The following is a 26,071-nucleotide window of genomic DNA, read 5'->3' as shown; positions in this document are numbered from 1 at the left end:
GATGAGTAGTTGAGAGATCGACTTAATCGGCCAGGTCCAAGCGATCAAAGATCCAGGAAACATCTTCCTGAATGTATTGGCGCGCCTGGGCAAAATTGCCCGCGCGCAGCGCTTTGACGGTGGATTCGTGCAGGTGATCGGCAGAGTCTTCGTTGTGCAGCTGCTCGCGGGTTTCACGCAAGTAAGCGCCCGACTGCAGCCACAGGCTCTCGATCATGGCGAGCATGACGGGAGACTGAGCGGCTCCGTAAATCGTGAAATGAAAGATCCGGTTTTTTTCCAGACTGCTGGCCACGCCTTTGGGCGTGCGGCGCTCTTGGGTGATTTCTTGCGCCAGTTGTTCCAGCTGATCCAGCACGGACGGAGTCAGGAAAGGCCCCGCCCATTCGGTGACGGTGCCTTCGATCAAAACACGGGCGCGGCGAATATCGCTCAGGCAGGCTTTGGTGATCAAAGGAACACGGGTAGTGCCGTTAGGCAAAGGCTCCAGCCCCTGCTGTGCCACCAGACGGCGCAGTGCTTCGCGCACGGGCATGGTGCTGGTACCCAGCGCATCGGCCAGGTACTGAATGCCAAGCACTTGGCCCGCACGGTACTCACCGTGCATCAGCTTGTTACGTAGGGCTTGATAGACCGCTTCGTTGACGGATTGCCGAACGATGGGTTGAAAAGCTTCGAGCGGAGCGCTTGTGCTTGCAGCATCTGAATGTTTCATTAAATTCCGTCACAACGTGAATTCGAGCAAAGATTTGTGATTTTTGATCAATTCTAAGGACGGACTTCTACGACAACAAATCAGAGCTAACCCTTAGCCACCTGATTCGTGATGAGCGACTCGACACGCTTTGTGAGCGAGCCGCGCATCAGCTTTTGCAGAGCACTTGATCAGGCTGCAGGGCCGGCCATTGCTGGGATTGGCAGCGCGTTAAGGCCCTTGAATTCCTGCAAGGAAAAACTGGTCTGCGCTTGCCGAACACCAGGTAAACGATGCAATTTTCGTTGCAACAATTCCGAATAGCTGTCCAGATCCTTGGCCACGACCATCAGTAAAAAATCCGCCGGACCGGCAATGCCGTGACACATCACCACCTCCGGAATATCGCGCACGGCCTCCACAAATTGCACCGAACGCTCTTCATTTTGAAAGTCCACACTGATGCTGACAAAGGCCACCACGCCATAACCCAGGCCACGCCGATCCAGCCGGGCGTGGTAGCCTGAAATAAGCCCGGCTTCTTCCATGCGTCGAATCCGGCGCCAGCAAGGCGACTGCGATATACCCACTTTTTGCGCCAGCTCGCTTGTTGTCAGCCGGGCGTTTCCTTGCAGCTCGGCCAGCAAACTGCCATCCACCTGATCCAGTTCTATTTGCATAAAAAAACCCGTTTTTTAAGTTTTTCAGAAAAAGTTATGCTTCTATAAAAAACAGCTTGGCGCAAGACCCTTAAATCCATAAGATCAACGCATAAATTTAAGTGGGATGAAATTATGAAACCACAGACCCATTTCAGCTTTACCCCTATGCCCGCCTACTCAGGTGACCGCATCCTGCCGCTGATGGAGACCTTCGGGCAAGATGTATTGCAAACTCCCCTCGGCGCGCAACACGACTTTGATTTTCTATCGACCCACGCGACCTGTTCCACAGGTCGCGCAGATCATTATTAACGTACCGGGAACAGAACAAATGAATGCTTCCAAAGCATCGGCTGACAAGGGAATCAGCGAGACAGAGCGCATTGTTTCGGAAGAAAAAGCGCAGTTGGATTTCAGCCAATCCATGAGCTATGGCGACTACTTGCACCTGGACGAGGTGCTGGGCGCTCAACACCCGCTCTCGCCTGCCCACGACGAAATGCTGTTCATCATCCAGCACCAGACCAGCGAACTCTGGATGAAACTGATGCTGCATGAAGTGACCGCCGCCACTGCAGCCATCGCAGCCGACCGCTACGCCGACACCTTCAAGATGATGGCGCGGGTCTCGCGCATCATGGAGCAGCTGGTCAGTGCCTGGACCGTGCTCTCGACCATGACCCCGCCGGAATACACGGCGATGCGCCCTTATCTGGCCAGCTCCAGCGGTTTTCAAAGCGCGCAGTATCGCTGCATTGAATTTGCTCTGGGCAACAAGAATGCGGCCATGCTCAAGCCCCATGCCCATAGGCCAGACCTGCTCCAGATGGTCGACAAGGCGTACCGTGCCCCTTCGCTCTATGACGAGTCGCTGCGCCTGCTGGCCCGCCAGGGCTTTGCCATTCCCGCCGATCACCTGGAGCGTGACTGGACACAGCCCTACGAAGCCAGCCCCGAGGTGGAAGCTGCATGGTTGGAGGTCTACCGTGACCCGCATGCAAACTGGGATCTATACCAGCTGGGCGAGAAGCTGACCGACATTGAGGACGCCTTCCGTCTTTGGCGTTTCCGCCATGTCACGACTGTTGAGCGCGTCATCGGCTTCAAACGCGGCACGGGCGGCACAGGCGGCGTCAGCTACCTGCGCAAGATGCTCGATGTGGTGCTGTTCCCCGAGATCTGGACTGTTCGGACCGCGCTGTAATGCAAGCCCCACAGGACTTACTCTCCGCGCAGGAGCGCGAACGTGAATACTCGCCCAGCTCCTGTATAGGCGGGAACTACGCACCCTATATCGAGGACTACGCCACACTTAGCGCAGCAGCTTTGCAAAGCGGAGCTCGGCATGCCGAGCTTGCCTATGGCAGTGCCGCCGCGCATAAGCTTGACCTCTTTTTACCTGCACCCCGCGACTCGGAATCCCTCCCGCCGCTGCTGCTGTTTATTCATGGCGGCTACTGGCAGGAGCTTTCCAAGGCTTCCTCTTTATTCTCGGCCCCGGACTGCACCGAGGCCGGCATTGCCTTTGCCGCCATTGATTACACCTTGGCACCGCAAGCCTCTGTCCACGACATGGTGCTGGAGTGCCGCCAGGCTCTGCGCTGGCTGCATCAACATGGCGAAGAACTGGGCTTTGACCCGCAACGTATCGTCGTGTCCGGCAGTTCTGCCGGCGCGCATCTGGCGGCCATGTGCTGCTTGCGTGGATGGAAAGATGATGCCGATTTACCCGTAGGGGCACCCGCAGCGGCGGTACTGGTTTCAGGCATTTACGACCTGCAGCCCCTGATTGGCACCAGCATCAATGAGGCACTGTCTCTGGACACGGCGCGCGCACAGGCGATCAGCCCCCAACTGCTTGATCTGACGGGCTTTCCGCCCGCCATCATCAGCTGGGGAGAAATCGAAACCTCGGAGTTCAAACGCCAGAGTCAGGCTTTTGCCGATGCGCTTAATGCAGTGGGAGCCTGGTATCTGTCCCCCATCGAAATGCCAGCACGCAACCACTTCGATGTCATTCTTGACCAGGCTCGTCCCAACACCCGCTTGGGCGATGCCACGCACGCACTCTTTGCGTCCTTGCCGGTCACCCCTACTCGGAGCAAGTGATGAAACAAGTTGTCGACGTCGGACTGCCACCCCTGAAGCAAGCGTTTTCCTGGGCCGTCAAAGCCAAGGGGGAAATGCTGTTTACGGTGAATGGACCTGTGCGGCCGGACGGCAGCATTGATACGGGAAGCATCGAGCAGCAAGCTCGCCTGACCTTTGCCAATCTGCAACGGGCCACGCAAGCGGCCGGTGGCAGCCTGGAAAATGTCACCCAAGTGCTGATCTACATGACCGATGTTGCCGACATGGACAGCATCGACAAGGTGTACAGAGAGTTTTTCTCCGCGCCCTTCCCCAACCGCGCCAGTGTTGGCGTTGCAGCCTTGGTGGAGCCGGGCATGAAGCTGGAAGTTCTGGCGTACGCAATGATCCCCTAAGACCTGCAGAGGCGGACGAGCATCCAGCAAAGCCGCCCGAGCCTTGATCAACAAGCGTGTTGATTACAGCGAGTCGAACGGGTCCTGCGTACTGGGCAAGCCGGTGTCATCCCCCAGCACAAAGCGCGGGATAAATTGCAGCACATACTGCCGCATGGCCTCGACCAGGCGCTGCGCATCCGGACGCAGTTCGCGGGATCGCAAAGACACCACACCGACCATATAAGGAACGTGGATATCAATCGGGCGCAACACGACGTTGGGCAGTGGCAGGCCGTGGGCGGTAAAGGGGTCAATCAATGACACGCCTACCCCTTGGCTGGCCAGAACCAGGCCTTCCAACGAGGAGGCAACCTCGATATGACGGATATCTTCCGGGGCTTCCGGACTGGCACGCAGCAAGGCGGTTGCCAGGGTATGACGCAAGCGGTGGCGGTTCTGGATAGAAATCAGGGGGGTGCCCTGAATATCACTGAGACGCACCAGTTCCTGTTTGGCCAGGGGATGATTGACGGCCATGCCCAGCAAGCAGGGGCTTTGACCTGACCAATGCAAGGTGCAGCCATCAATGTCCAGCGGCAAACTGGTCACCGCCAGATCGGCCCGTCCTTCGTCAATGGCTTGCACCACTTCTTCCGGCTTTACCGTATCAATAATCAGCTTTTGCTTGAAGGCCGGATCGTGCTGCTCCATGATGCCCAGCGCTTGCGGCACCAAGCCAATCGCCAAGGCGTGAGTAGTCACGATGCGCAGGGGTCGCAGGCCCCCACGGGCGATTTCCAGAGCGCGGCTTTGCAGCACCTCCAGATTCATCAGCACGGGCCGGGCTTCCAGATAGAACTCGCGCCCTTGTTCAGTCAAGGTGACCTGCGGACGGGTGCGGGTAAAAAGCCTGAAGCCCAGTTCCTGTTCCAGCTCCTGGATCTGGCGGCTAACCACTGGCTGAGAGCGGTCCAGCAGTCTGCCAGCAGCGGTAACACTGCCAGCAGACATCACCGCTGCAAAGGCTTCTAATTGGCGAATTTCCATGTCGTTCTATGTGAATGCCGCATTTATCAACACGGAATATTCTAATGCGGAATAGTTAGCCGGACTAGCGTTTCACACCGAAACATTGATCCAGCGTGGGGAAAGAACCATCACGCACTTCAGCCGCGTATTGACCGGCTGCCTGGGAGATCAAGGCACCCACATCCGCGTAGGGTTTGGCGAACTTGGGGATCTTGCCATTGGTCAGACCCAGAATGTCTTCCGTCACCAGAACCTGGCCATCACATGCGGGAGAAGCACCGATACCGATGGTCGGAATAGCGATGGTTTCAGTAATACGGCGACCCAGACCTTCTGCCACCCCTTCCAGCACCACACCCCAGGCACCCGCCTGTGCGTGAGCCACCGCGTCTTCCAGCACACGTTGGGCAGCCGCATCTGTCATGCCTTGAGCCTTGTAACCGCCCATGGTGTTGACGTACTGGGGCATCAAACCCACGTGTGCCAGCACGGGCACACCGCGCTCGACCAGGAAGCGCGTGGTTTCAGCCATGGCCTGACCGCCTTCCAGCTTCACCGATTGGGCACCGCTGATGGCGAGCATACGCGATGCATTGGCAAATGCCTGCTGGGGTGATTCCTGATAGCTGCCAAACGGCATATCCACGACAATACAAGCATGTTGAGTCGCACGCACCACGGCAGCAGCATGGGCCGCCATCATATCGACCGTAATGCTTAAGGTATCGGGCATGGCATAGCCCACCATAGCGGTCGAATCGCCCACCAGAATCATATCCAGGTGCTCGTCCAGCATACGTGCGATAGGCGCGATGTAGGCTGTTAATGAAGCAATTTTTTGTTTGCCCTTGCAGGCGATCAAGGCGGGTACGCTAACGCGGACCTGCGTGGTATGTACGCTCATACTTACTCCAGCTGGAATCCCATAGAGCTAAAGCTTATATGGGATTATGAATGATGCAGATTGCAACATCTTAAGAAAAAATCCAGTCGACGCCTCTATAATCGCCGCAGGACAAAAAACAATAAGCTAATTTCCTGCCTACGTACAAGCTTCGCGTGTCCATCCCATGCGGATTCAGGTCCTTTTAAGGACTTTTGCTTTGACACCGCCTGTACTCTAGAGCCCGATCGTTCCCAATGCGCGGTGGTTTCATCAGCCATGTCCTGGCTGTTTTGCCGTGCACTCAACCGAGGAGAGACCTATGTCGACTACCCCCCCAACAATCACCTTCCACGACGATAACCGTGCGCCACAACTGGGCATGGGCGTGTGGCAGGTACCTGCCGAGCAAACGGCCGATGTGGTGTGCAGTGGCATCGAAGCAGGCTACCGCCTGATCGATACCGCCGCCATCTACGGTAACGAGGCCGAGGTGGGCCAAGGGATTCGTCAGTCCAAGGTGCCACGCGAAGAGCTGTTTGTGACCACCAAGCTGTGGAATGACATGCATGGCCACGACAATACCCGTGCAGGCTTTGAAGAAAGCATGGACAAGCTGCAGCTGGATTATGTGGATCTGTACCTGATTCACTGGCCCGTGCCCAAGAACCGCCAGTACATCCAGACTTGGGAAACGCTGATCAATCTGCGCAATGAAGGTCGTGTGAAGTCGATTGGGGTGTGCAACTTCCTGCCCCAGCACCTGCAAACCTTGCTGGACAAGACAGGTGTGCTGCCCGTACTGAACCAGATCGAGCTGCACCCCGGATTTCAGCAGGCTGAATCGCGCCATTACCACGAAGACCACGCCATCCAGACGCAAGCCTGGAGCCCGCTGGGATTGGGCACGCTGTGGGACAACCCGGTGTTGAACAAGATTGCCAAGGAACATGGCCGTTCCGTGGCGCAAATCATGCTGCGATGGCAGATTCAGCTGGGCAATATGGTGATTACCAAGTCCAACTCCCCCGAACGCCAGCGCGACAATATGGACATTTTCAGCTTTGAGCTAAGCGAAGCCGATATGGCCGCCATTGCCAGCCTGGATCAGGCCGACGGCCGTCTTGGCCCGGATCCAGAACTGTTCCGCCTGCCCAAAAGCACCGTCCAGGACTAAGCCCTGGGGCGCACCCGACGCGCAGGCCCGGACAAGAAGGCTGCAAGAAGGGGCGCCAGGGCAAACAACCACAGCAGAGCCTGCGCCGACTGGCGTGCGCCCTGCACCCCACCGGGGTCCACAAAGCCCGAGGCTGTCGTAATGATTCCTGCCAAGGCCGCACCCAATGCCATCGTGAACAACTGCAAGGTGGTAATGGCGGCCGAGGCAATATTCTCCTGCCCCTTGGGCGCGGAATGAAATACCCGCGTCAGCAAATGCGGCCAGGCCAGACCAATTCCCACTCCGACTCCCAATAAAGACAGATACAAGGCCCAGGAATAGTCCGTCCCTTCACTCAAGCCTACCCACGGGATAAAGACGCCCAAGGCAGCCAATGACAAGCCCGAGAGCACAGGCCCGGCAATAATCATGCGATCCCCGGTTTTCAGCCCCCGACTGGAGCTGGCAATAGAACCCAGGGTCCAGCCGCCTGACATCAAGGCCGTCAGGTAGCCTGCTTTCAGCGGGCTCATGTGGTGGATGATCTGCAGGAAATACGGAATGAAAATTTCCGTTGCCACGGCCACGCTGACCAGACCAATACCGGCATACAGACTGCCCAAGGCCGTGCTGATGGAGTAAGTGCCCTGCGGAAACAGGCGACTGGTGGACTTGCTGTCGACACGCGCCATCAAATAAACCAGAATCGCCCCGCCCAGCACACCGGCCAGATTGATCATCCAGGAAGTAGACAGGCTACCTGCGGACATGACCAGCACAGAAGCGGTCAGCAGCAATACCTTGCCTAAAGTGGAACCGGATTTACGAGTTTCAGGCGCACGCGCATCGCGCAATTGCGTCCAGACCAAAATAGCCAGCAAAGCGGCACATGGCAGGACACTCCAGAAGGCCAGACGCCACTGTCCCATCTGGGCAAATACCCCACCAATCGCCGGACCCGACAAGGTTGCCACACCCCACATACTGGATACCAAGGCCATGACGCGCGGCCAAAGTCGCTCTTCAAATACCAGCCGGATCGAAGAATAGCTCAGGCCCAGCAGCAAGCCGCCGCCCAAACCTTGAATCGTGCGGGCAAAGAGCAGGAAAGGCATGGAAGGCGCTGCCGCGCACAGGGTCGTGCCAATGGCAAAGAACAGCAAGGACATCAAGAAGCTGTGACGCAGACCCAATTTTTCCAGAACTTGTGGCGACAGGGCCGAGCCCAGAATCGAGGCCACCACGAACAAGGTCGTATTCCAGGCGTAGTATTCCAGCCCGCCAATATCCTCCACCACCGAGGGCAGAATCGTGGTCGCCACGTACACGTTGATCGCATGAACGGCCACGCCCCCGGCCAAGGCCAGTGAGCGCAAGCCATTACGGCCAGACAGGAGTTCAGACCAAGACGCTTCTTGGGTATTTGCCATTTTTCTTTATCCAAACAAAGAGCCGGCAACCGTGCCGGCCCTTCAAACACACCAGTGCGCCAGTTGCACAGGGCACAACTGACGCACTGTTGGGCGTGCATGCGCACGCCTTGACCTGCTGCCGGGCTTACGCTTTCAACAAGCCCCGCAAAACGTACTGCATGATACCGCCGTGACGGTAGTAATGCGCTTCGCTAGGCGTATCAATTCGGACCAGAGCCTCGAACTCGATATCGCCCGCACGCACTTTGACCTTCTCGGGAATCTTGTCCTGATTCAGGGCGGTAATGCCTTCGATATCAAAGACTTCATCCCCCGTCAGGCCCAAGGTTTCGGCGTTCTGGCCAGCCGGGAACTGCAAAGGCATCACGCCCATGCCCAGCAGGTTGCTGCGGTGAATACGCTCGTAGGACTCGGCAATGACTGCACGCACGCCCAAGAGCACCGTGCCTTTGGCCGCCCAGTCACGCGAAGAACCCGAACCGTATTCCTTGCCGGCCAGAATCACCAGCGGGACAGCGGCATTCAAGTAATTGCGCGAGGCATCGTAAATCGTGGCTACTGGTGCGCCATCTTGCGTGAAGTCGCGTGTATAGCCGCCTTCTGTACCCGGAGCCAATTGGTTGCGCAGACGCACGTTAGCGAAAGTGCCGCGAATCATGACTTCATGGTTACCGCGACGCGAGCCGTAGGAGTTGAAATCCTGCGGTTTGACGTCGTGATCCATCAAGTACGTTGCCGCAGGCGAGGTACGCGCAATCGAACCGGCGGGGCTGATGTGGTCGGTTGTCACCGAATCACCCAGCTTGGCCAGCACGCGAGCACCACGAATGTCCGAGACAGGGCTTGGATCGCGCTTCAGGTCAATGAAGTAAGGCGGTTTGCGCACGTAGGTGGAATCATCCTGCCACTCGAAACGATCCCCTTTGGGGGTAGGCAGAGAGCGCCAGCGCTCGTCACCGGCGAACACATCGGCATAACCATCACGGTACATATCCGAGGCAATCGCCTTGCTGATCACGTCCTGCACTTCAGCGGCAGACGGCCAGATGTCTTTCAGGAATACATCCTTGCCATCGCTGCCCTGCCCCAAAGGCTCGTGGTACAGGTCAATATCCATGGTGCCCGCCAAGGCGTAGGCGACCACCAGCGGTGGCGACATCAGGTAGTTCATCTTCACTTCGGGGTGAATACGGCCCTCGAAGTTGCGGTTACCGGACAGCGTGGACACCACGGCCAGATCGTTCTGGTTAATGGCCTGGCTGACCTCTGGAATCAAGGGGCCAGAGTTACCAATACATGTAGTGCACCCATAGCCAACCAGATCAAAACCGAGCTTGTCCAGATAGGAAGTCAGGCCTGCACGCTGGTAGTAGTCCGTAACCACGCGCGACCCGGGGGCCAGACTGGTTTTCACCCAAGGCTTGCGGCTCAAGCCCTTTTCCACGGCTTTCTTGGCCAACAGACCGGCGGCCATCATGACGCTGGGGTTGGAGGTATTGGTACACGAGGTAATGGCGGCAATAACCACCGAACCGTGATCCAGCTCACACTGGCTACCGTCGGCCAAGGTGAATTTCACAGCAGCTTTACGGGGTGCTGGCGGCTTGTGCGAAGGCACGTCCGACGCGGGGAAACTTTCTTCCACGGCCTCATCGTAGGTCGCTACATCGTCACCCAGCAAGTCGCGCACAGCGGTACGGAATGCCGGTTTGGAGGAAGACAAGGCAATACGGTCCTGAGGACGCTTGGGACCAGCAATCGAAGGCACGACGGTGGACAGATCCAGCTCCAGGCGCTCGGAGTAACGAGGCTCGTGCTGCGGATCGTGCCACAGGCCCTGAGCCTTGGCGTAGGCGCGTACCAGTTCGATCTGCTCTTTGCTGCGGCCCGTCAGCTCCATATAACGCAGGGTTTCCTCGTCAATCGGGAACATGGAGATGGTGGAGCCGTATTCAGGGCTCATATTGCCAATAGTGGCACGGTTGGCCAACGGCACAGCGCTGACGCCGGGGCCGTAGAACTCCACAAACTTGCCGACCACCCCATGCTGACGCAGCATATCGGTAATCGTCAGCACCAGGTCGGTAGCCGTGGTGCCCTCAGGCATTTGGCCCGTCAGCTTGAAGCCCACAACGCGAGGAATCAGCATGGAAATGGGCTGGCCCAGCATGGCGGCTTCGGCCTCGATACCGCCTACGCCCCAGGCCACCACGCCCAGACCGTTCACCATAGGCGTGTGCGAGTCCGTGCCCACACAGGTATCGGGATACGCCAGCTGACGGCCTTGTTCGTCGCGCGTAAAGACCACGCGGGCCAAATGTTCCAGGTTCACCTGGTGAACAATACCGGTGCCCGGTGGCACGACCTTGAAGTTATCAAAAGCACTTTGGCCCCAGCGCAGGAACTGGTAGCGCTCCATATTGCGCTCGTATTCGATTTCCACGTTGCGTTCAAACGAGCTGGGCTTGCCAAAGTCGTCCACGATCACCGAGTGGTCGATAACCAGCTCTACCGGTGCCAGGGGGTTGATTTTTTGCGGATCACCGCCCAAGGCCTGCATGGCTTCACGCATGGCGGCCAGGTCCACAACGGCTGGCACGCCGGTAAAGTCCTGCAGCACAACGCGTGCGGGGGTAAAGGCGATTTCACGATCGGGCTCGGCAGCCGGGTCCCAGGCGGCCAGGGCGCGAATATCATCGGCCGTGACATCGCCACCATCTTCAGTGCGCAGCAAGTTTTCCAGCAGGATCTTCAAGCCATAAGGCAGGCTGGCAACATCCAGGCCATCTCCACGAACCGCATCTAACCGATAGTAGTCGTAGGACTGCCCGCCGACATCCAACTGGTGCAAAGCCTTAAAACTATCTACGCTTTTCATATCGGGATCTCCATGGAAAAGTGCCGGCCGATACCATCCAATCTACCCAGCCAGCGATACACATGTGGTAACTGTCTATTGGTCTAGACCATTCCACATCTTACACTCTGGCGTAATCCCCTGCCCTGCGCGACGTCCTTCCTGTGGCCTTAGGACACACCTCCTCAAACTCGGAAACATTCTTTACGTATAATGTTTTAGGCGTCTTACGCCCGTCTGTTCGGCCTCCCCCGCCCCTCCCTTTACTTCGAGCGTTCGCCCATCCTCATGTTTTTTGTTGATCTGCGCCGGCTGATTCTCTTGCTGGCTACTGCCAGCAGTCTGCTGACCATGGGCTACACCTTGTATGGAGCCTATTCAGCGGAACGTTCCTTGCTGATCGAGCAAGCTCTGGAAAAGAACCGCGCCTACGCGTTGAAACTGGCCAGCAGCACCGATGCCTTCATCGCCAATTTGCAACAGCAACTTCGTTATAGCGCCAACGAACTCTCCCGTTCCCTGAATCAGGGCAACGAGCCCATGCTACGTGACGAAGTCAGGCGCCTGAAAGAACAAAACAACAGCTTTAACTCGGTTTTGATTCTGAATACCGAGGGCCGGGTTTTGGCCAATGCTCCCCAACAGCTCAACCTGCTTGGCACGACACTGCGGGGGGAAGGCACGCAACTGGCACTGAAAACCCGGAAACCCGTGGTCAGCCCACCCTATCTGTCCGCCACCGGGCGCTTGCTGATCTTCCTGTCGCACCCGATTTTTGATGCAGAAGGCAATTACAAAGGCCTGGTAGGTGGTTCCATCTACCTGCACGAGCCCAATAGCCTGAACGCCTTGCTGGGCGAGCACTTTTACCGTGATGGTTCTTACATTTATGTAGTTGACCAGCACAAACGGCTGATTTTTCACCGTGACGTCGCCCGGATTGGCGAAGTCATACACGGCAACCCGGCCATTGACGCTGTCAGCCAGGGCGAGAGTGACGCTCTGTCCCTGCGCAACGTGAAGGGCGTAGACATGCTGGCCGGTTTCGCGCCCAGCAACGATGTGAAATGGGGAGTCGTGGTGCAAAGCCCCACCAAAGTGGTGCTGGATGAATTAACGGTCCTGCTGGGCAAAGTACTGCGCAATTCCATCCCCTTTTTCCTGGCCGTGCAGATCCTGATCTGGATGTTGGCCATGCTGATCGCCAAACCCTTGCGACAACTGGCTCGTCAGGCTCCGCATCTGGATTCAGCCAAGGCCAGCTCGCGCATCGAACAAGTTCATGCCTGGTATTTTGAGTCCCGCCAGATCAAGCTGGCCATGTTGCTGGGCTTGAAACGTGTTAATCGCAAAATGGGCGTCATGGATGTGGAGCGCAATACCGACCCGCTGACCGGCCTGAACAACCGCCGGGGCATGGCTGTTGTGCTACAGCAATGGAAGGAAACGGACACGCCCTTTTCCGTGCTGACGGTGGATATTGACCACTTCAAGCGCGTGAACGACACCTACGGGCACGATGTGGGCGATCTGGTGCTGAGCTTTCTGGCCGACACCATGCGGGCCTGTACCCGCGATACCGATCTGATCTGTCGGGTCGGGGGTGAAGAGTTCTGTATTTTTCTGCCCGATCAGGATGTAGACCAGGCCGTGCAACTGGCCGAGCGCCTGCGCATTCTGATCAGCGAAACCAATAGCCCAACTGGCTCACCCATTACGATTTCCATTGGGTTGGCGCACTGGCCCTTGCATGCCCGAGAACACAGCACAGTGTTGAAACTGGCGGACGAAGCGCTTTACAAGGCCAAGCGCAATGGACGCAACCGCGTAGAAATTTGCGATCCGGCCACCAGCGACGCTCAGAGCAGATCAGCTTAAAGACGGCGCAAGACCTTGATACGCACATCCACCTGAAGATCCAGGCTCGTCAATTGACGAGCCTGCTCCAGCCCTTGCGCGCTGGCTCGGAACAAATGTGGCGTCATCAAGAGCAGATCGGCAATTTTCTCTTGTGAATCAAGGCTGATCTGACAACGAACACGTTCAACAGCTTCCAGACTGAAACCGACCGGGGACTGCGGAGTCTCGTCCTTGTCGGCTTTCAAGGTCGGATAAATAATGCGGCGCAGCTCCAGCAAATGGTCTGGGCCCGCTTCAACCTGCACCCAGATACCGCCCGGCTTCAGCGCACGCAAGAACTCCTCGGGCACGGCAAAACCAAACATGCACAGCAAGGCATCCAAAGCACCATCCGGCACGGGCAATTGAGCATTGCTACCCACCAGCCAACGTATGTCCGAGGAACTGCGCGCCGCCGCCATGACGGCCCACTTGGAAATATCCAGACCAATCAGAGCCAACTGCCCATCCTGATCCTGCTGACGCAAATAACGCGGGTAATAGCCTTCGCCACAGCCCGCATCCAGACAGGCATAAGGCGCCTCTCCTTCCAGGCCATCCATCAAGGCACGCCACACGCCGGCGGCGATAGGCTCGTACACCCCGGACTCCAGATAACGACGCCGCGCCGCCACCATGTCCTTGCTGTCGCCCGGATCGCGTGAGCGCTTGTTTTGTACAGGAAGCAGATTGATATAGCCCTGGCTGGCCGTATCGAAACAATGGCCCGAGGGGCAGCGCCAGCTGGGAGCCTCAAACGAGAGCGGCAAGCCGTCCAAAGGACAGCACAGTTTCTCGAACAAGGGCGGGGAAAGGTCAGACATGAATGAATCGCTCTACGGCCACCGTGGCCAAGGCGATAGTGTAGCGCCCCGGCCTGTCTATGCCGGGGCTCAGGATGAATTTACGACTTGGTCGCAAAAGCCAGCGCGTCGCGCAGCAAGGCCTCGATCAGGGGCTGGATGTTACGGGCCGCCTCTTCCTTGTACTCAAAGGGCCACTGCTCTTCCATGTAACAGCACTGCGCCATTTCCAGCTGCACAGCATGGATGTTCTGCTCGGGACGTCCGTAGTGGCGGGTAATGTAACCACCTTTGAAACGACCATTCAACACGCTGCTGTAGTCTTTGTTGGCCGAGGCGGTTTTCATCAGACGTTCGCTCAAGGCTGGATCGCAACTCTGACCATTGGCAGTCCCGAAATTCAGATCCGGCAGACGGCCTTCAAAAAAGCGCGGCACGACCGAACGAATCGAATGCGCATCCCACAGGACCACACGGCCATGCAGGGCCAGCAAACGCGTCAGCTCTTCTTCCAGCTTCTGGTGATACGGCAACCAGATGGTCTCGCGACGCTGAGCAACCTCACGCTCGTCCGGTTCCTGGCCAGGTTGGTAAATGGGTTCATCGCCAAACGTGTCCACGGGACACAGGCTGGTGACGCTTTGACCGGGATACAGGCTGGCATTGTCCGGCGGGCGGTTCTGATCCACCACAAACCGCGAGTACGTCGCCACCAGAACGGACGCACCCAGTTTCTGGGCGCACTCATACAAGCGTGGAATATGCCAATCCGTATCCGGCACCTGACGCGCTGACTCCGTAAAACGCGCCTGCAAGTCCGAAGGCACGTAGGTGCCCGAGTGGGGCATGGAAATCAACAAGGGGGCAGTGCCCGGGTAAAACTCAAAGGCAGCAGGTACGGTCATGGCAGACTCCAGTCTGTTTCAGCACACAATCAAGAAGGAATAGGATACAGATCACCCCGGCGGTGCTGCCAGGCCGGGAGTGATTCACGCATGCGCTGCACGCGAGCGGGGTCCAGATCGGCGCAAATATAGCCTGGATGATCAGGCATACAGGCCAATACGGTGCCCCAAGGGTCAATAATCATGCTGCGACCCAAGCACGGCATGGCAGGACCGGGACCGCCAATCTGCGCGGCGGCCAGCACGTAACACTGATTTTCAATGGCTCGGGCGCGCAACAGCACTTCCCAGTGGTCACGGCCGGTATGCACATTAAAGGCGGCGGGCACTACCAGCACATTCGCGCCACGGGCACGCAAGGTACGGAACAGCTCGGCAAAGCGCATGTCGTAGCAAATGCTCAGGCCCAGATTCAGATCCCCGACCTGCACATTTTGCAGATGCTGGCCGTGGCAGAAATCGTCGGACTCGCGGTATTCCAGACCGTTCACCACCGCATCGTACAAATGCACTTTGCGGTATTGCGCCACGATTTCACCCTCTGGTGAAAACGTCACGCTCGTGTTGCCCAGGCGATGATCATCAGGACGGCGCTCGTGCATGGAACCCAGATGAATCCAGGCACCGGTGCGGCGCGCCAGGCTGGCCATGTGATCCGTCACCAGACCCGGAATGGGCGTGGCATTTTGCTGCAACCATTCCGTATCACCACGTACATCGCTGTACTCGGGAGTCACAATCAGTTGTGCGCCGTCTTTGGCAGCGGCCAGCACCCAATGTTCCAGCTGGTCCAGATTGGTTTGGCGGTCGCGGCCGCTATCCAATTGAACCAGGGCAACACGTGTCGTAGACATACTTTTATCCTTTCGGACCGGCTCAATACTGCAGGGCGCGGGCCGTTTCCAAGGCCAGACGGGACAAGACACCCGCTCCCTGGCCACCGTATAAAGAGGTGCTGGTGCGGCCATCGGTAAAGCCATCGGCCATCACAGCCAGCACCACACTGCGTTCGCCCATCGTCAAGATACCGGCATCGTGACGCAAGCCGGGCAAGGAGCCGGTCTTGTGCGCCAGTTGGGCGATAGAAGGCAAAATTGCCGCAAAGTGACCTCGTTCGCGCTGATCCGCCAGCATGTCCAGCCCCTGCTGACGCAGGTTTTCCGGCAGGGCAGGCGAATGCAGTAGATACAGCAAGGTCGAGCAGGCATCCTGAACAGTCGTCCAGTTGTCTTTACCGGCCTCGCGCGCCTTCATGTCCATCATGTGGCGCTGCAAATCCGTGTGCTTCAAGCCGGCCTGGGCGCTCCAGGCGTTGATGTTATCCATGCCCAGCAAATCGATCAGGGCATTGGTAGCGACGTTATCGCTCAGGATGATCATCAGCAGCGCCAGCTCGCGCAGGCTCAGGCTGGGCACGCCGGGCAGCTGACTCAAAATGCCGGTGCCAGGGGTACGGTCGCCCTCGGGCAGAGGGTAAACCGTATCGAGCGACAGCTTGCCCTGTGCCACCTGTTCCAGCAGGCACAGGAGCATGGGCGTCTTGATCAGGCTGGCCGAGGGCATGACGCGCTGCGCCTGCCACTCGAACAAGGAGGTACCGTCGGTAGCGTAGACCGCCATCGAAATCCGGGCGGACTCCTGGGTCAGCAAAGGCTCCAGTCGTTCCTGCAGGCGCTCACGAACCAGTGGCGCATCCAGCAACTCGCTTCCTAAGGTAAACATACAAACACTCCTTCAATACTCAGACCAGAATCAGGAACAGGCCGACGAACATCAACAAGTTGACCGCCATGACCGCCCAGCCGTTATACAACATGTACTTGAGCTGAGTGGAACGCGCCAGGCCCATCTGGCCGAACATATCTGAAGAAGGGAAAGGACCAAACCAGTCAATCTGCGAACTGCCCAGAATCACGGCGGCAGTGGCTGCGGGGCCCACACCGGCGGCCGCCAGCACAGGACCAAAGATCTTGGCGGTGAAAGTCATCTGCGCCACGGCAGCACCCGGAATGTGACCGACCACGTTAAAGGCCACAATCAACATGCACAGCACGGCGCCACTAATACCGACCAGATAGGGCTGCACCGAATCCAGCAAGGCGTGATAGGCGTTCAACTGATCCACCAGCACCAGCACCGGGTTGAACAGCCAGAACAGGAAGAAAATCCAGATCAGCTTGCCCGCACCGGCATACATGGCCTGCAGAATTTCACGTGGGTTCATGCCACCGGCCAAACCGGTGGTGGCACCCAGGGACACCATCACAATAATGGCGTAAGCAAAGCCCGCTTTGGAGGCAATACCCACTGCAGCCAGACCCACGATGGTGATGCAGAAAGCCCAGGCAGCACGCACGGCCTTGGGGGAGGCCTTGGCATTCACGTCAAAAGCAGCCTGACCTTGCGAGGCTTCTTCGTACTGGAAATGATCCTTGGTCATCTTCTGAATACGACCGGACATGAACCAGCCCGTCAGCAAGGTAGCAGCAGCCATGGGCAGACCGGCAACCAGCAGGTAATCGGTGTAGCTCAAACCGGTCAGACCCGTCACGGTCACCACGTTAGGGGTGAATGGGCCCAGCACCAGACCGGCGGAACCGGCGCTTTGGAACAAGGCAGCCACAGCAGGAGGGGACAGACGCACGGCCGCGGCAATTGGAATCACCACCGCAGCAATAATGGCGTTACCGCCAGCCAGCGTACCCAGAGCGCCACAGATCAAGGTGGAGGCCACCATGATGCCCAGACGCACACGCACCGGATTGGACAAGCCAATACGCTTCACAATGGCTCGCACCAATTGCTCGGCAGCACCCGTACGGGCAGCCACTTCACCCACCCCGGCGCCCAGTACAATAATCAAACCCACCACGGCGATGAACGAGCCCAGGGACTCGGCCAGCAGTTTGCCCATGGCAATGGGCGTCGTACTGGTCATGATGGCGCCCAATACAATCGCACCAATCGTGGCCAGAACAATATCCACACCCAACAAGGCTATAAGCGCAAACACCACTACCGGCGTCAAGCCCCACAGGGAGCTTTCACCCGGCATGTAAAAGTGGGTGTACAAGGCAATCGCCATGCCAATTAAAAACACCACCATGGCAGCATTGCGCTTGCCCGTTGGCATTTGTTGCTGAATGACACTCATGTCGTCTCCTTAACGATCCTTCCTGACCAGTTTTCAAAAACCGGCCTGCATGTGATGCAATCGCCCTGCCCTGGTTGACCGCCCCAGATCACAGCGACTGTTTTCTTGTCCGACGCGCCGCTTATAGCGGGATAATCGGCGCATCCAGGCTTTGTGCCTGAGCGGCAAAGGCGCGATCAAGCACCTGGCCGGGCCGCTGCTCCGGGGCAACAGGGTGAACCTGTACGCCATTCACAAACACGGTCTGCACACCTTGAGACGGTAAGGTGGGCTCTTCCCAGGTGGCGCAATCTTGCACCGTTTCGGGATTAAACACCACCAGATCCGCCCAGGCGCCGACTTGCAACACGCCGCGGTTTTCAAGCCCGAAGACCGAGGCAGGCATGGCTGTCATTTTGGCAACCGCCTGCTCCAGGGACATCAGGCCATCTTCGCGTACGTACCGCCCTAAAATGCGCGTGAAACTACCCCACAAACGAGGGTGGGGATGCGCATCCGCAGGCAATCCGTCCGAGCCCACCATGCAACATGGGTGGCTGAAAATGCGCTGGACTTCTTTCTCGTCCATCGCAAAATAAATCGCGCCAGCAGGCAGCAAACGCCGTGCGGCAGTTTCCCGGTCGCAGCCCCACTGCTCGGCAATCTCGGCCAGATACAGGCCATTGCACTCGGGGTGAGGCTCAGACCAGGTAATACGAATCTGGTCTATGGTGTGGGCGCGCTCGGGGATCAGGATCGTGGAGCTGCCCGAATAGGGATAAATATCCAGGGTGGCCTGAACGCCATCGGCGCGGGCCCGATCAATATTGGCCAAGGTATGGCTGCTGCGGCCCCAGTTGGCCGGCATCATGCACTTGTGGTGCGACACCAGGGTGGCGCACTGCGTCTGGCGGCCTACCGCCAGCACTTCTTCTACCGACTCCTGCACCGTGTCGCCTTCATTGCGAATATGACTGGTGTGCAAAGAGCCTTTGGAAGCGGCAACACGGGCCAGACCTTCCAGTTCGGCCGGCTCGGCCATGCAGCCGGGCTCGTAAGCCAGGCCGGTACTAAAGCCCACGGCGCCTTCTTCCAGTGCCTGGGCCAGCAAGGCTTCCATGGCCTTTTGCTCATCGGCATTCGGCTGGGACAAGGGGTCCTGCATCACGGCCATGCGCAAATTCGCGTGACCGACCAAAGCCGCCACGTTGATCATGGGCTTGAGCTTGCGCACAGCTTGCACGTACTGCGCCATGTCTTCAAACAAGGGAGAATCGCCCAGCAAGGCCAAAGCCGCTGCCGAGTTACCGGGCAAAGGAGCCGGGAAAGCGCTGACGCCACAATTGCCGACCACAACCGTCGTAATGCCCTGGCTGGTTTTCCAGTCCAGAACAGGCCGCTCGATGAACATCAAATCATCATGGCCGTGAGTATCGATAAACCCGGGAGCCACCACATGGCCGCTGGCGTCCACCGATTGATCGGCGTGCCAGGCGCTCAAGTCGCCCACGGCGACAATCCGTCCTTCTCGAATACCCACATCACCACGCCAACGCGGGGTGGCCAAGCCATCAATAATCCAGCCATTGCTGATCTTGACGTCCAGCCTGCGGTCGTCTGTCTGCATCTACGTCTCCACTAACCCTCCCACAAAAAGGGGAGTTGACCGCATTATCCAAAGGTATTATTAATATGAAAAATTGTTTAAGTTAATTGATTAATCAGAAAATGATATGGACAGACTTCCCAAGCACATCACGCTCAAGCACTTGAACGCGTTTGTCGCCGTGGCCCAGGAGGCCAGTTTCACCCATGCCGCGCGTCGTCTTTTTCAAACACAATCCTCGGTCACGGGCCTGATCCAGCAGTTGGAAGTTGCCCTGAATACCACCTTGTTCAACCGCACCAGTCGGCGTGTATCCCTGACGCCTATTGGTCAGGAGTTCCTGCCGCGCATCACCCGCCTGCTGGCAGATTTTGATGGCGCCATCAGCGATGTCATGCGTTATGGGGAATTGAAAAGCGGGCGGGTCAGTGTGGCCGCAGCGCCGTCGGCCATTACGGATTTGATAGCACCGGCAGCCGCCAATTTCTCCCAGCAGCATCCGGCGGTCCGTCTGTATTTACGGGATGACAACTCGGGACGCATTCAACGCCAGATCGTGGCCGGGGAGATCGACTTTGGTCTGACCAGTCCCTGGGCGGATGTCCAAGGGCTGGACAGTCAACCCTTGCTGGAAGACCAGTTTGGCGTGCTCTATCGCAGCGACGACAAGCTGATCAAACCGGATGCCAACAACACGGTCAGCTGGTCTGCTCTGGACGAACGCAAACTGGTCGGCGTCGTAGACGAAACCGGGATCATGGCGGTGCTGCAGTCCCGTCCGGACCTGCCCATCGAAACCTCGGCCCCGTTTTATGAAGCGTCCAGCACCACCTCGCAAGCAGCGCTGGTGCAAAGTGGTCTGGCCATTGCCCTGCTGCCTGCCTTGGCTGCACAACGGGTCTTGATGCCCGGTCTGAGCTTCTCCTTGCTGCAGGCCCCCACGCTGGTCCGTACCTTGTGTCTGATGTTTCACCAAGAACATGACTTGACGCCCGCGGCGGCGGCATTGGTCGATGAGGTGCGAGCCTACGTGAAAAAAGCTCCTTTACCGCCTGGATGCCGCGCTCTGTAAGCATGTGCAAATATGGTGGGAGACAGGCTTGGGCTCAGTAACAATAAGGACGGCAAGTCGCGTCCCGTTTTTCTCGCGACTTGGCCCTGACTGCTCGACCCTTTCCCTTCGATAGACGAACAGCAAAGCCGGACGTAGAATCGCCTTCAAGCCTCGCCTGATCAGAATGCCGTCATGCCAGTGCTTCTTCTCTGGTATCGATCGCACACAGGGCGACCCTGCAGGTCATTGTCCTGCTCTCCAGGAGAAGCCATATGACGCAGTCCTCCGCGGCATCCAGCAACGCCAAGCCGCTTCACATTGACGACATTACCGTCGTAGACAACAGCAAACTTAAAAAAGCCGTAACCGCCGCTGCCTTGGGCAACGCCATGGAATGGTTTGACTTTGGCGTTTACGGCTTTGTGGCCGCCACCTTGGGTAAAGTCTTTTTCCCCGATGCCTCTCCCGCAGTACAAACCATCGCCGCCCTGGGTACCTTCTCGGTGCCCTTTTTGGTGCGGCCTCTGGGCGGAGTGTTCTTCGGGTTGATGGGGGACAAGTTCGGACGTCAGAAAGTGCTTTCCCTGACCATCATCATCATGGCCATCAGCACCTTCCTGATCGGCCTGATCCCCTCTTATCTATCCATCGGCATCTGGGCACCCATTTTGCTGCTGCTGTGCAAGCTGGCCCAAGGCTTTTCCGTAGGCGGTGAATACACTGGCGCGGCAGTTTTTGTGGCCGAATACGCGCCCGACCGGCAGCGCGGGTTCCTGGGTAGCTGGCTGGACTTTGGCTCTATCGCGGGCTTTGTTCTGGGCGCCGGTTTGGTCGTGCTGCTGCAAACGTCCCTGACCGAAGAGACCTTCCAGGATTGGGGCTGGCGCATTCCTTTCCTGATTGCCGGTCCACTGGGTATTTTGGGCTTGTACCTGCGCCATGCCGCTGAAGAGACTCCCGCCTTTACCGAGCAACTGGAAAAGATGGAGAAAGAAGACCGCGCCGCCCTGACAGAGCGCCCCACGGTTTCCTTTGGCGAGATCTTCTCCAAGTACCGCAAAGCCCTGCTAATTTGTATTGGCATGGTGCTGGTTACCAACATCACCTATTACATGTTGCTGACCTATATGCCTACCTATCTGTCCAGCAGCCTGGGCTATGCCGAAGAACATGGTGTCTTCATTATTGTGGTGGTGATGATAGGGATGCTGTTCGTGCAACCGGTGGTGGGTTTTGTCAGCGACAAGATAGGTCGCAAACCCTTTCTGATGGCCGGTAGTCTGGGCCTGCTGATCTTTGCGATTCCCGCCTTTCACTTTATTGGTAGCGACAGCAATGTGCAGATCTTCCTGGGGCTGCTGATTCTGGCCGTTTTACTGAACTGCCTGACCGGGGTCATGGCCTCTACCCTGCCCGCCCTGTTCCCGACCCGGCTACGTTACAGTGCCTTGGCCGCCTCCTTTAACATCGCCATTATTGTGGCGGGCCTGACGCCTACGGTTGCGGCCTGGCTGGTGGAGCAGACCAACAACTTGCTGGTGCCTGCCTACTATTTGATGTTTGCCAGTGTCATCGGCTTGATTACCGCCCTGTTCCTGCCCGAAACGGCGAACCGCCCCTTGCGCGGCGATACACCTACCGCCTCCAACCGCAAGGAAGCCAAGGAACTGCTGCAAGAAGCGTATGACCACATCGAACAAAGCGTGCAAGATGTGGAAGAAGCCATTGCCAAGGCCGAGGAAGAACTGGAAGCCTTGAAGCAAAAACGCCAGCGTCTGGTGGACCGCCACCCCGAGCTGGATTAATAAAACAGCCCTCTCTATATAGAGGGTAGGTGCTGTCGGATGGGGGGCCTGAAACGCCCCCTGCAACTTTCACAGCGGCAACGCCAAACCGCTTGTTCCCATAGAAAAAGCCTGAATCTGACTTAAAGCAGATTCAGGCTTTTTTGTGGCGGCTCAGGATTCAAACAAGAATCCTCCAAGCCATCGTTCAGAACACGGTATTAAACCGTCAAACCGCCCGACACTTCCAGCGTCGTGCCATTGATGAAGCTGGCTTCATCCGAGGCCAAAAACGCATACACATTGGCGATCTCTTCAGGCTTGCCCATGCGGCGCAGCCAGCAATGATCACGAAAGCCTTGCAGCACTTTTTCGGGGATGGTTTTCAGAATGTCTGTCTCGATAAAACCGGGACAGACGGCATTGACGCGTATCCCCTTGGGGCCCAACTCCCTGGCCCAGGTTTTGGTAAAGCCTATCACCCCGAACTTGCTGGCCGCGTAATTGGTTTGACCATAATTGCCGTACAAACCCACCACGCTGGAAGCGTTCAGAATGGAACCGCTTTCCTGCTCCAGCATCACCGCGGCCACGGCCTGAGTGAAGTTGAAAACCGCTTTCAGGTTCACATCAATCACATCATCAAATTGCTGCTCGGTCATGCGCACCAGCTTGGCGTCCTTGGTGATCCCGGCATTGTTCACCAGCACATCAATGCGGCCAAACTTTTGCTTCACATCCGCCACCATGGCGTCAATCTGTGCACGGTCCGTCACATCCACGGTGTAGCCTACGGCGGTAACGCCATTACCACTTAAAGACTGCGCTGCTTGATTGACGGCATCCGCATTACGATCGCACAACACCACAATCGCCCCTTCCTGGGCAAACTTCCTGGCTGTTGCCAAACCAATTCCAGCTGCCGAACCGGTGACTATGGCCACTTTATCTTTCAATCGCATTCCAGCTACCTTTTAGAAATTGTTCAACGCTGTTGTGCAAACAAAAGGGCTTGACCGCAGCCGTACAGACCTTTTCCTGTGGCCTTGCTTGCACCAGCACACTGTTTTGTACTCCGATCACAGGCAGACCGCCAGTCACGGTAGGCAAACTGTACACAGACACAATGGCCCCGAAAGGGGCCATCTGAACAACGGGATAAGGGCGAAATACACATGCGCCATAGCCCTGCTCGGAAACCAGGACAGGCAGCCAGCAAACCACCGCCAGCGTCATCGCAATAGACGATCAGAACCAGCAGCCGTCACTGAAAATCAGTTGCTTTCCCATGGCAGATCCGGCGCAATCAAGGGCTCACCGTCATAGCCATGCACCACACCAAAGCGCTCATGGGCCGCACGCCAATCGCGTTGTGCCTGGCCGATCACGTCCTTGTTTTTACCAACAAAATTCCACCACAGAACCAGCTCCTCGGTATACGGCTCGCCACCCAGCACAATGACTCGGCTGCCGGCGCTCAGACTCAAGCTCAACTGCGTCAGGCCACGGCCCACATAGGCCAGTTCATTGGCCTCGAACTGCTCGGACTGAATACCCAGGGTGCCTTGCACGACTAAAAAGCCATACTCAAACTCGGGGTTCAAATTCAGTCTCACTTCCCCAGCCTTGGAGCTGCTCAAATCCATCCCCACCATAGGCGAATACATTTTGCTGGGTGCCTGATGCTGTGCATAGGTACCGGCCAGCAGGGTAAAGTCGCACTCGCCCTCACGCCAATGAGGCAAGTCAGGATGGTGGTCAAAAGCGGGTTCACAGGTGGCGTCCTTGGACGGCAAGGCAATCCAGAGCTGAACCGCATGCAGCTTGTCCTCGCCGGGCAAGGACTCCTCGGTATGGCTGATACCGCGTCCCGCTGTCATCAAGTTCACCTGACCAGGCTTGACCACTTGCACATGGCCCAGGCTATCACGGTGCAGAACCTCGCCCTGAATCATCCAGGTAAAGGTTTGCAGACCAATATGTGGATGAGGGCCCACACGCAGGCCGGATCCCGACGTGAACACGGCGGGCCCTGCATGATCCAGGAAGCACCAGGCCCCCACCATGCGCCGTTCCGAGGAAGGCAGAATCCGGCTGACGGTAATGCCCCCACCCACTTGTGCGCCGCGCCCGGCAACACGTTGAACACGTTTTTCGCCGTTGATGTCTTCGGGACAATCAAAGGATGAAGAGACTTCGGAACTGTGTGTACTCATGGGTCGAACTCCTGAAAACAGATCTGGGGGCTGGGTTTCAAACAGCCAAAAGCGCTGGCCACTCAAATGACCAGCGCAGCGCCGAAGCGATTTACTTACCGGATGTGAACTTGGTGTGGCTATTGATCAAGTTGCGGTAGTCGGGGATATGGTTGGAGAACAAGGCACCCAGACCTTCCACGTCGTTACGCCAGTCGCGGTGCAGTTCGCAAGCCACGCCAAACCAGGTCATCAGCTGAGCACCAGCCGAGGACATGCGATCCCATGCCGAGTGACGTGTCAGTTCGTTGAATGTGCCCGATGCATCGGTGACCACAAACACATCAAAGCCTTCTTCCAAAGCCGACAGGGCCGGGAAAGCCACGCACACTTCAGTCACCACACCGGCAATAATCAGCTGCTTCTTGCCCGTTGCCTTGATGGCTTTGACGAAGTCTTCGTTATCCCAGGCGTTGATCTGGCCAGGGCGAGCGATGTAAGGCGCATCCGGGAAGGTTTCTTTCAGCTCGGGGACCAAAGGACCGTTAGGGCCTTCTTCAAAGCTGGTGGTCAGAATGGTGGGCAAGTTGAAGTACTTGGCCAGATCGGCCAGAGCCAAAACGTTGTTCTTGAACTTGTCTGGATCAATGTCACGCACCAGAGACAGCAGCCCCGTTTGGTGATCAACCAGAAGTACAGCGGCTTGGTCTTTATCAAGACGTTTGTAAGGCGTAGTCATCTCAGTCTTCCTTAACGATGATTGAAAGGGGCGGGTGCGGGACTGCACCCGGTACTGCAAGAGCGCGGCGTTGATTAACGCTGCGAATCCAGCTGTTCCTGATTCTTGAGCACGTCCTGTGCTTTGGCATAGCTTTCGATCAGCAACTGATAGGCGGGGAAAATCTTGGTGTAGATCTGGGCCCATTCCTGTGCGTCAGGGCGGTTCCAGGTGCGCTGCAGTTCGGAGGCAACAGCACCCGTATCGATAGGCACCACACCGGCCTGCATCATGCGAGCCAGGGTAATTTCCTCGGCCATCTTGGAGTAGGTGCCGGAGGCATCAATCACCACAAACACCTTGTAGCCTTCAGCCACCGCGCTGATCGCAGGGAAAGCCATGCACACGCTGGTAATGGTGCCGGCAATGATCAAGGTCTTGCGGCCGGTTGCCTTGACGGCGGCAACAAAGTCCTCGTTGTGCCAGGCATTGATCTCGCCCTTGCGTGCCACGTATTGGGCGTGGGGAGCATTCTGGTGAATCTCGGGAATCAGAGGACCGTTCGGGCCTTGTGGCACGGAAGCCGTGGTAATCACGGGCAGCTTGCTCAAGGTGGCGATTTTGGCCAGTGCTGCCGCATGGTCACGCAAGGTGGTCATGGGCATGTCCTTCACGGTCTGAAACAGGCCGCTTTGGTGGTCGATCAGCAGCATGACTGCATCATCGGGATCAATTACGGGAGCGGCACCATTAAAGTTGGCTACATTGCTGGGGATAGTCATCATGTTT

Annotated in this window: 24 protein-coding genes; 8 read left to right on the top strand and 16 right to left on the bottom strand. The window is 57.4% G+C overall.

What is annotated here, in order from left to right; all coding sequences use genetic code 11:
- Positions 1 to 22 precede the first annotated feature (22 nt).
- Positions 23 to 715: a GntR family transcriptional regulator gene (locus M2Q46_RS13510; protein WP_009455428.1), complete on the bottom strand. Its 693-nt coding sequence runs from the start codon at positions 713 to 715 to the stop codon at positions 23 to 25.
- A gap of 170 nt (positions 716 to 885) precedes the next feature.
- A complete protein-coding gene (locus M2Q46_RS13505) occupies positions 886 to 1,374 on the bottom strand; it encodes an Lrp/AsnC family transcriptional regulator (protein ID WP_035269814.1) in 489 nt (162 codons plus the stop codon).
- A gap of 114 nt (positions 1,375 to 1,488) precedes the next feature.
- Between M2Q46_RS13505 and M2Q46_RS13500 the strand changes: the two genes are divergently transcribed.
- Genes M2Q46_RS13500 through M2Q46_RS13485 form a run of 4 tightly spaced genes read left to right on the top strand, consistent with a single transcriptional unit; the run spans position 1,489 to position 3,842 of the window.
- Positions 1,489 to 1,668: a hypothetical protein gene (locus M2Q46_RS13500; protein ID WP_147293848.1), complete on the top strand. Its 180-nt coding sequence runs from the start codon at positions 1,489 to 1,491 to the stop codon at positions 1,666 to 1,668.
- A gap of 19 nt (positions 1,669 to 1,687) precedes the next feature.
- Positions 1,688 to 2,560, top strand: a complete 873-nt coding sequence (kynA, locus tag M2Q46_RS13495; protein ID WP_302357447.1) for a tryptophan 2,3-dioxygenase — start codon at positions 1,688 to 1,690, stop codon at positions 2,558 to 2,560.
- Positions 2,560 to 3,465, top strand: a complete 906-nt coding sequence (locus M2Q46_RS13490) for an alpha/beta hydrolase (protein ID WP_060185460.1) — start codon at positions 2,560 to 2,562, stop codon at positions 3,463 to 3,465. The genes kynA and M2Q46_RS13490 overlap by 1 nt, the downstream gene beginning before the upstream one ends.
- The gene (locus M2Q46_RS13485) at positions 3,465 to 3,842 is read left to right on the top strand and encodes a RidA family protein (protein ID WP_035269810.1); all 378 of its coding nucleotides are present in this window, start codon (positions 3,465 to 3,467) and stop codon (positions 3,840 to 3,842) included. Before M2Q46_RS13490 ends, M2Q46_RS13485 begins: the two co-directional genes overlap by 1 nt.
- Before the next feature lie 63 nt (positions 3,843 to 3,905).
- Here the strand turns inward: M2Q46_RS13485 and M2Q46_RS13480 are convergent, their stop codons facing one another.
- Positions 3,906 to 4,871 (bottom strand): LysR family transcriptional regulator, encoded by a 966-nt coding sequence (locus M2Q46_RS13480; protein WP_009456820.1) that lies wholly within the window; start codon positions 4,869 to 4,871, stop codon positions 3,906 to 3,908.
- 64 nt (positions 4,872 to 4,935) lie between these two features.
- On the bottom strand, positions 4,936 to 5,757 hold the full coding sequence (panB, locus tag M2Q46_RS13475; RefSeq protein ID WP_009456821.1) for a 3-methyl-2-oxobutanoate hydroxymethyltransferase: 822 nt from the start codon (positions 5,755 to 5,757) through the stop codon (positions 4,936 to 4,938).
- A 301-nt stretch (positions 5,758 to 6,058) separates the two neighbouring features.
- Between panB and M2Q46_RS13470 the strand changes: the two genes are divergently transcribed.
- Positions 6,059 to 6,913, top strand: a complete 855-nt coding sequence (locus M2Q46_RS13470) for an aldo/keto reductase (RefSeq protein ID WP_022983645.1) — start codon at positions 6,059 to 6,061, stop codon at positions 6,911 to 6,913.
- Here M2Q46_RS13470 and M2Q46_RS13465 read toward each other — a convergent pair.
- The gene (locus M2Q46_RS13465; protein WP_302357445.1) at positions 6,910 to 8,325 is read right to left on the bottom strand and encodes an MFS transporter; all 1,416 of its coding nucleotides are present in this window, start codon (positions 8,323 to 8,325) and stop codon (positions 6,910 to 6,912) included. The genes M2Q46_RS13470 and M2Q46_RS13465 overlap by 4 nt on opposite strands.
- Before the next feature lie 127 nt (positions 8,326 to 8,452).
- Positions 8,453 to 11,206, bottom strand: a complete 2,754-nt coding sequence (gene acnA, locus M2Q46_RS13460) for an aconitate hydratase AcnA (protein ID WP_203145348.1) — start codon at positions 11,204 to 11,206, stop codon at positions 8,453 to 8,455.
- Positions 11,207 to 11,473: 267 nt separating this feature from the next.
- Here acnA and M2Q46_RS13455 point away from each other — a divergent pair, with 267 nt between their 5' ends.
- Positions 11,474 to 13,063 carry a diguanylate cyclase gene (locus tag M2Q46_RS13455; RefSeq protein WP_257112637.1) on the top strand — a complete coding sequence of 530 codons (1,590 nt, stop codon included), beginning with the start codon at positions 11,474 to 11,476 and terminating at the stop codon, positions 13,061 to 13,063.
- On the opposite strand, the gene M2Q46_RS13450 is transcribed toward M2Q46_RS13455, so the two are convergent.
- From M2Q46_RS13450 to M2Q46_RS13425, 6 genes are all read right to left on the bottom strand, one after another.
- The gene (locus M2Q46_RS13450) at positions 13,060 to 13,908 is read right to left on the bottom strand and encodes a putative RNA methyltransferase (RefSeq protein ID WP_257112638.1); all 849 of its coding nucleotides are present in this window, start codon (positions 13,906 to 13,908) and stop codon (positions 13,060 to 13,062) included. The genes M2Q46_RS13455 and M2Q46_RS13450 overlap by 4 nt on opposite strands.
- A gap of 80 nt (positions 13,909 to 13,988) precedes the next feature.
- Positions 13,989 to 14,792, bottom strand: coding sequence for an N-formylglutamate deformylase (hutG, locus tag M2Q46_RS13445; RefSeq protein ID WP_226348213.1), 804 nt, complete (start codon positions 14,790 to 14,792; stop codon positions 13,989 to 13,991).
- 29 nt (positions 14,793 to 14,821) lie between these two features.
- Positions 14,822 to 15,646, bottom strand: coding sequence for a carbon-nitrogen hydrolase family protein (locus M2Q46_RS13440; protein ID WP_026483610.1), 825 nt, complete (start codon positions 15,644 to 15,646; stop codon positions 14,822 to 14,824).
- A 22-nt stretch (positions 15,647 to 15,668) separates the two neighbouring features.
- A complete protein-coding gene (locus M2Q46_RS13435; protein WP_035269792.1) occupies positions 15,669 to 16,514 on the bottom strand; it encodes a serine hydrolase in 846 nt (281 codons plus the stop codon).
- Between the two features lie 19 nt (positions 16,515 to 16,533).
- A complete protein-coding gene (locus tag M2Q46_RS13430) occupies positions 16,534 to 17,946 on the bottom strand; it encodes a hypothetical protein (RefSeq protein WP_035269790.1) in 1,413 nt (470 codons plus the stop codon).
- A 121-nt stretch (positions 17,947 to 18,067) separates the two neighbouring features.
- Positions 18,068 to 19,552, bottom strand: a complete 1,485-nt coding sequence (locus tag M2Q46_RS13425; protein WP_083054943.1) for an amidohydrolase family protein — start codon at positions 19,550 to 19,552, stop codon at positions 18,068 to 18,070.
- Between the two features lie 106 nt (positions 19,553 to 19,658).
- Here M2Q46_RS13425 and M2Q46_RS13420 point away from each other — a divergent pair, with 106 nt between their 5' ends.
- Together M2Q46_RS13420 and proP are read left to right on the top strand one after the other, a co-directional pair.
- Positions 19,659 to 20,603 (top strand): LysR family transcriptional regulator, encoded by a 945-nt coding sequence (locus tag M2Q46_RS13420; protein ID WP_035269784.1) that lies wholly within the window; start codon positions 19,659 to 19,661, stop codon positions 20,601 to 20,603.
- 254 nt (positions 20,604 to 20,857) lie between these two features.
- The gene (proP, locus tag M2Q46_RS13415) at positions 20,858 to 22,390 is read left to right on the top strand and encodes a glycine betaine/L-proline transporter ProP (protein WP_022983652.1); all 1,533 of its coding nucleotides are present in this window, start codon (positions 20,858 to 20,860) and stop codon (positions 22,388 to 22,390) included.
- Between the two features lie 200 nt (positions 22,391 to 22,590).
- Here proP and fabG read toward each other — a convergent pair whose 3' ends face one another.
- The 4 genes from fabG to M2Q46_RS13395 all read right to left on the bottom strand — a co-directional run bounded on the left by fabG (position 22,591) and on the right by M2Q46_RS13395 (position 26,064).
- The gene (fabG, locus tag M2Q46_RS13410) at positions 22,591 to 23,331 is read right to left on the bottom strand and encodes a 3-oxoacyl-ACP reductase FabG (protein WP_009456856.1); all 741 of its coding nucleotides are present in this window, start codon (positions 23,329 to 23,331) and stop codon (positions 22,591 to 22,593) included.
- Positions 23,332 to 23,643: 312 nt separating this feature from the next.
- On the bottom strand, positions 23,644 to 24,585 hold the full coding sequence (locus M2Q46_RS13405) for a pirin family protein (RefSeq protein WP_302357440.1): 942 nt from the start codon (positions 24,583 to 24,585) through the stop codon (positions 23,644 to 23,646).
- Between the two features lie 91 nt (positions 24,586 to 24,676).
- A complete protein-coding gene (gene ycaC / locus M2Q46_RS13400; RefSeq protein ID WP_026483600.1) occupies positions 24,677 to 25,303 on the bottom strand; it encodes an isochorismate family cysteine hydrolase YcaC in 627 nt (208 codons plus the stop codon).
- A gap of 74 nt (positions 25,304 to 25,377) precedes the next feature.
- Entirely contained in the window at positions 25,378 to 26,064 is a 687-nt protein-coding gene (locus M2Q46_RS13395) for a hydrolase (protein ID WP_302357646.1), read from the bottom strand.
- Between the last annotated feature and the right edge of the window lie 7 nt (positions 26,065 to 26,071).

Source organism: Alcaligenes sp. YSL9 (assembly GCF_030515105.1).
GTDB lineage: Bacteria > Pseudomonadota > Gammaproteobacteria > Burkholderiales > Burkholderiaceae_B > Alcaligenes > Alcaligenes phenolicus.
Note: the sequence above shows the minus strand (reverse complement) of the source record. Positions and strands in the feature narration are given on the sequence as shown.